The organism is Limosilactobacillus kribbianus, assembly GCF_026413145.1.
Taxonomy (GTDB): Bacteria; Bacillota; Bacilli; order Lactobacillales; family Lactobacillaceae; genus Limosilactobacillus; species Limosilactobacillus kribbianus.
Map to the genome: position 1 here is coordinate 1 of NZ_JAOVYZ010000073.1, position 5220 is coordinate 5220.

Sequence of the window (5220 nt, forward strand, 5' to 3'; positions counted from 1 at the left end):
GAGAATTTAACCTATACCAGTTGACCAAAGCCAATGATAATTAGAGGTTATCATGCGGTGACCAGAAAACAAGTTGTATAGTAGCAAAATCCGAAAGGATATATTTATAGAATACGAGGAGAATTTCACTATGCAAGCAATCCTCTTCGACCTCGACGGAACCCTGACCGCCTCGGGCCCTGGCATCATTAAATCGGTTCAGTACACCCTTGAGCAGATGGGCTGCCCCGAACCCGACCCGCAAAAGCTGCGGTTCTTCATCGGGCCCCCGATCATCACGGCGCTGCGTCAGTACCGTCCGTTTAGCCTGGCGGAGGCCAAACGGGCGGCCGCAATTTATCGGGCCTACTATCGCGAGCACGGCGTCTTTGACAACCAGCCCTATCCCGGGGTCACCCACATGCTGCAGGCTCTCCGAGAAACTGGTCTCAAAGTAGGAGTGGCCTCCTCTAAGCCCGAGAACCTGGTTCACTTGATCCTGGAACACTTTGACCTGGCCCAGTACTTCGACGAGCTGGTGGGTGCCAGCCCGGACGGCACGCGCGCCGGCAAGGCCCTGGTGATTGAGGAAGCTTTGCGCCGGTTGGATCTGGCGGATGCTCGCGACCAGGTGCTGATGGTCGGCGACACTTACAACGACGTCAACGGCGCTAAGGAGACCCAGTTGGATTGCTGGGGCGTCAGCTACGGTTACGGGACCAAGGATGAGCTGCGCGATGCCGGGGCGACGGTGATTATCGATGACGTGCCAACCCTGGAGGAGAAACTGCTCAAACTCGCTAATTAACGAAAAAATCGGTGCAAAATCAATTGCGATTTACACCGATTTTTAGTTATTGTTTGCAGGACGCTTTGAGGGGATAATTGAGACAAAGAGGAATATGAGGAGCAAAAAGAAAAATGCTGACTTACCAAGCCCTCTGCGCCGCCTTTGAGCAGGATGCCGATCCCGTTGTGGCCGCGGGGATGAAGAAATACATGCGCAACCAGTTTGCGTTTTACGGCTATCAGACCAAGCCCCGCAAGGCCATCTACTACGACGGATTGCGGGATGCGAAAAAGTCCGGGCAACTTGACTGGGAGTTGCTGGAACAGTGCTGGCAGGACCCGCACCGCGAGCTGCAGTACTTCGTATGTGACTACCTGATTGCCATGGAAAAGCACCTGCAGATGACTGATCTACCAAAGATTGAACGCTTCGTCCGCTCCAAACAGTGGTGGGACACGATCGACGCCCTGGTGAAGCCAATTAGCTACCTGACCTGGAACGATCCGACCGATCCGGCGTTGATGCTGAAATGGTCCCAGGATCCCGACTTCTGGGTCCGCCGGGTGGCAATCGAATTTCAGCTGCTGCGGAAGGACGAGACGGACACCGCGCTACTGGCACAAATCATCGAAAATAATCTCGGCAGTCAGGAGTTCTTTATCAATAAGGCGATCGGCTGGGCCCTGCGTGATTACTCGAAGACCAATCCTGACTGGGTGGCGGACTTCATCGATCGGCACCAGGACGACTTGAGTAAGTTGTCGCTCCGTGAGGGCAGCAAGTATTTGTAATAGCAACCAAACGAAAAATAGTTGAAAGCAGCTCAATTCTGTTTCACGGGGAACAGGATTGAGCTGCTTTGCTGTTTATTTGAATAGGGTGAAGGAAGGGATGATGATTGGCCCCTTGGATAAACTTGTATATACTTAAGGCGTGGAAGTAATTGGATATCTATAGATATTGGAGGTCTTGAAAAATGGAAGAATCACTCAAATTAGGTCAGTGGGGTAATTCCAGTGCAGTTCGCCTCCCCAAGGAGATCCTTAAAAAGGTTGGTATTACCCCTAGCGATGATGAGGTTTCAGTTCGTGTAACTACTGATGCGATCATCATCAAGCCTAAAAAAGAAGAAAAATTATTAGATAAACTATTTGAAAATTACGATAGTAAGAAGCCGTATCCTTTTGAAGTAGTTGATAAAGGTGGAGCGGTTGGCGAGGAACTCTATTAAAAGATTCGTGCGAGCAAATTAAGTAGCGTTTTAGCACGAAAATTTTAATGTTTGGAGGTAATGTCATGGCATTATCTGAGCTCCCATATGGACGGGGTGACATCATTTTGGTGTCAAATGACTCCAAACCTAAAAACAATAATGAGCAAAAAGGGTTACGTTCCTGGCTCGTTGTAAGTCGCAAATTGTTAAATGAAAATGGACCTTTTGTGTGGGCAATTCCATTTACAACGACGGAAAGGGAATATCCATTAGCGTATGACTGGACTAAAAAAGGCCCCAATACCAAGACGTATGGGACCCTTCTATGTGATCAATTAGTTACTTTGGATGTTACTCACCGGTGGACAAAATTGGTGGAACAGACAGTCGTGCCCACAGAGGTTGATTTAATGATTCAGGCAGTTTTAGGTTACAAATAAAAAATCCATCATTAGGAAGTGATGGACAACGAGACTATATGCTTTCATGACAGTTTAAGTATATAGTCTTTTTTATTAGTGTAAAGAAAACGTCTGTTTTGATATTACGACTTTTGCACCGCCTTACGTCCGTACCGCACCCAATACAGCGTTGAAATCACGATCAGGAAGACGACCCCGATCGACACGGAAATTCGGGTATCCGGATTGATGAACATGAAGATCAGGATGATGATCAAGAGGGTGATTGAGAAATAGTTGGCGTAAGGGTAGAGGGGCAATTTGAAGGGGTGATTCTGCATGATCTGCGGATTCTGGCGGCGGAACTTTAATTCCGAGATCAGGATCACGAACCACGGGACCATCCCCGGCAGGACGCTGGAGCTGTAAACCACCACGAAAAAGCTGCTGGCCGACTTGTTAATTGCGGTGGCGACGACTCGATACCAATCTTCGTTGATTAATAGCCGGGCCTGATCGTGTGGCTGACCGCCGCCACCGGGGTAGATGATGGTCTGATCGACGGTGATTGCCTGCCGGTCCGCAGTGGTCGCGGTGATCTGGCAACCGAGCTCACGCAGGTAGCTGTTTTCTAAATAAACGTTCTCGATGGTTGTTCCTCTCCTAAATAGTGGATTTTGTCAACTATTGCTGTGAAAAATTTAACCGAGCGGCGCGTGGATCATCTTGACGTGGGGCGTGGACTTGTAGATGAAGGGCTCACCCTGGCTTTCGAAACCGACCCGGCGGTAGAAGTCCTGGACCTGTTCCTGTGATTCAATGAAGATTGGGGCGTCAGGATAATTGGCCTTGATCGTCTGCATGATCTGGTCCAGCAGCTGCCCGCCCATTCCCTGTCCGCGCACGGCCTTGCTGGTGACGACCCGGCCAAACGAAACGGTCTGGCCGTCGTCGAGCAGGAAGACCCGGGCGTAGGCGACGATCTGGCCATCCGGCGTTTCATTAAAAATGTGAATAGCGGCTAAATCGCGGCCGTCGACTTCCTGGTAGATCCGCTTCTGGGCGACGACGAAAACGGACGTCCGCAGCTGCAGAATGGCGTAGAGTTCCTTAGTAGTTAGTTGATCGAAGTGCTTGATTTTCCACATAGTAGTATTCCTTTCTTACTTAAACAGCAACTGGTTGATAGTCATGATGCACTTGAAGTAACGCTCCTGCTCCTCTTCCGAAAGGTCGCCGATCAGGCCTTCGATGAGCAGGTTGGATTTCTGGTTGATGTCGTCACAGACCACTTGGCCCTTGTCGGTCAGCGCAATGTTGACCGAGCGGGAATCGGTCGGTGACGGGGTCTTGGCAATCAGGCCCTTGTCGGTCAGCCGCTTGATGGTCCGGCTGGCATAGCTCTTGTCCAGCTGGAGCCGATTGGCAACCATCATCGGTGTCGACAGGTGGTTGATACCAATCTCGAGGAGGATGCGCCCCTCCGGCCAGGTGAGTTTGGTGTCAAAGGTGCGCTTGTTCAGCACCCCCAGGACCTGGGTGTAGTGGCGGTTAAACGCCCGGACTTCGTTGATTTGCTGTTCAGATAGCATCTTTTGGCCTCCGTTCATTTGTTGAAACTGATTATAGGACCTTTAGTTGACTTTGTCCATTATTTTTTAAGAAATAACAACCCGGGCTTCAACAGAGTAGTTTCTGCCAAAGCCCAGGTTTAGTAATTAATATTTAGATCAGACCGTCGCAAAGTTCGTCAATAACGTCCTTTACCGGCTTGATTTCGTGAATTGTACCGATCCCAGTACCAGTCGAAACGTAGCCATTATCGGTGTCGCCCATTAGCATCCCTACGCGCATTCCTTGCGTGCCACCCATTGCCTTATTAATTTCGGCATTCGGTGCCAGTTCCTTATCGAGCTTCAATAGTTCAGCAGGCTTTTTGCCAGGCAGGGACCGCCAGTATGATGGTTCAGAGCGGAATAAACCGAGGTCCTCACCGGTAGAATTGACAATTTGCTCTTTAATGTTTTGGGCAACGGGGCTCTCGTCAACAGGGATAAATGCACTTCCGCAGAAGAGACCTTGTGCTCCTAGGTCGAATGCGGCCTTGGCGCTTCGGTTATCACAAATTCCACCAGCGGCCATGACGGGTATGTGGTCAACAGCGTCCACAATCAGTGGAACGATGGAAAAAGTACCGATAACCTTGCTTGGCAGCATTCCTCCCTCATCGAACCCGGTGGCGACAATCACATCAACACCGAGCTTTTCAGCCTTCTTGGTTCCTGCAATAGTGGGGTTAAGTTCACGGAAAATAATCTTGACGTTGTGCTCCTTTAGCTGGCTGACGATATCTTCGTGCAGTTCCCCTGAATAAACAACTGCCGGCACGTTTTCCTCGAGAACCATTTTGAGCATCGGGGTAAAGTAAACATCATTTCCCAGCACGTCGGCCCCTTCTGCGCGGTACAGATTGACCGCAAATGGTTTATCAGTTAACTGGCGAACTTTCTTGACTTCACGCCGCATCCGTTCTGCCGTCTTCTGTGGCGATTTGGTGACAGTAGTTTGACCGGCGTTGGGACCAAGACAACCTAAACCGCCAGCATTGCTGACCGCTGCGACAAGGCGAGCGTCAGTAATCCAGCCTAAAGGTCCTTGGACGACTGGCTTGGTAATGTTTAATGCTTCGCAAATTTGGTTAGTCATAATGAATCTCTCCTCGTATTCTATAAATATATCCTTTCGGATTTTGCTACTATACAACTTGTTTTCTGGTCACCGCATGATAACCTCTAATTATCATTGGCTTTGGTCAACTGGTATAGGTTAAATTCTCC

General features: G+C 49.7%; 8 protein-coding genes. 4 read left to right on the top strand and 4 right to left on the bottom strand.

The genetic code is table 11. The features are described 5' to 3' along the window. Positions 1–130 precede the first annotated feature (130 nt). The 4 genes from OCT58_RS09800 (at position 131) to OCT58_RS09815 (ending at position 2422) form a co-directional block, all read left to right on the top strand. A complete protein-coding gene (locus OCT58_RS09800) occupies positions 131–787 on the top strand; it encodes an HAD hydrolase-like protein (protein ID WP_267202655.1) in 657 nt (218 codons plus the stop codon). Positions 788–903: 116 nt separating this feature from the next. After that, positions 904–1560 carry a DNA alkylation repair protein gene (locus OCT58_RS09805; RefSeq protein WP_438361125.1) on the top strand — a complete coding sequence of 219 codons (657 nt, stop codon included), beginning with the start codon at positions 904–906 and terminating at the stop codon, positions 1558–1560. 185 nt (positions 1561–1745) lie between these two features. After that, the gene (locus OCT58_RS09810) at positions 1746–2000 is read left to right on the top strand and encodes an AbrB/MazE/SpoVT family DNA-binding domain-containing protein (RefSeq protein ID WP_267202657.1); all 255 of its coding nucleotides are present in this window, start codon (positions 1746–1748) and stop codon (positions 1998–2000) included. 65 nt (positions 2001–2065) lie between these two features. Beyond that, entirely contained in the window at positions 2066–2422 is a 357-nt protein-coding gene (locus OCT58_RS09815; RefSeq protein WP_267202658.1) for a type II toxin-antitoxin system PemK/MazF family toxin, read from the top strand. Between the two features lie 104 nt (positions 2423–2526). Here the strand turns inward: OCT58_RS09815 and OCT58_RS09820 are convergent, their stop codons facing one another. The 4 genes from OCT58_RS09820 to OCT58_RS09835 form a co-directional block, all read right to left on the bottom strand. Beyond that, complete coding sequence (locus OCT58_RS09820) at positions 2527–3033, bottom strand: alanyl-tRNA editing protein (RefSeq protein ID WP_368669263.1); 507 nt, start codon at positions 3031–3033, stop codon at positions 2527–2529. Between the two features lie 51 nt (positions 3034–3084). Further along, positions 3085–3531: a GNAT family N-acetyltransferase gene (locus OCT58_RS09825; protein ID WP_267202659.1), complete on the bottom strand. Its 447-nt coding sequence runs from the start codon at positions 3529–3531 to the stop codon at positions 3085–3087. Positions 3532–3546: 15 nt separating this feature from the next. Further along, positions 3547–3975 (bottom strand): MarR family winged helix-turn-helix transcriptional regulator, encoded by a 429-nt coding sequence (locus OCT58_RS09830; RefSeq protein ID WP_267202660.1) that lies wholly within the window; start codon positions 3973–3975, stop codon positions 3547–3549. 133 nt (positions 3976–4108) lie between these two features. Further along, the gene (locus OCT58_RS09835; protein ID WP_267202661.1) at positions 4109–5089 is read right to left on the bottom strand and encodes an NAD(P)H-dependent flavin oxidoreductase; all 981 of its coding nucleotides are present in this window, start codon (positions 5087–5089) and stop codon (positions 4109–4111) included. Positions 5090–5220 lie beyond the last annotated feature (131 nt).

What these genes read in the sequence shown, in the direction of transcription:
- OCT58_RS09800 (WP_267202655.1), top strand. Translation starts at nt 131, where the DNA reads ATGCAAGCAATCCTCTTCGACCTCGACGGAACCCTGACCGCCTCGGGC.
- OCT58_RS09825 (WP_267202659.1), bottom strand. Translation starts at nt 3,531, where the DNA reads ATGTGGAAAATCAAGCACTTCGATCAACTAACTACTAAGGAACTCTAC.
- OCT58_RS09815 (WP_267202658.1), top strand. Translation starts at nt 2,066, where the DNA reads ATGGCATTATCTGAGCTCCCATATGGACGGGGTGACATCATTTTGGTG.
- OCT58_RS09830 (WP_267202660.1), bottom strand. Translation starts at nt 3,975, where the DNA reads ATGCTATCTGAACAGCAAATCAACGAAGTCCGGGCGTTTAACCGCCAC.
- OCT58_RS09835 (WP_267202661.1), bottom strand. Translation starts at nt 5,089, where the DNA reads ATGACTAACCAAATTTGCGAAGCATTAAACATTACCAAGCCAGTCGTC.
- OCT58_RS09810 (WP_267202657.1), top strand. Translation starts at nt 1,746, where the DNA reads ATGGAAGAATCACTCAAATTAGGTCAGTGGGGTAATTCCAGTGCAGTT.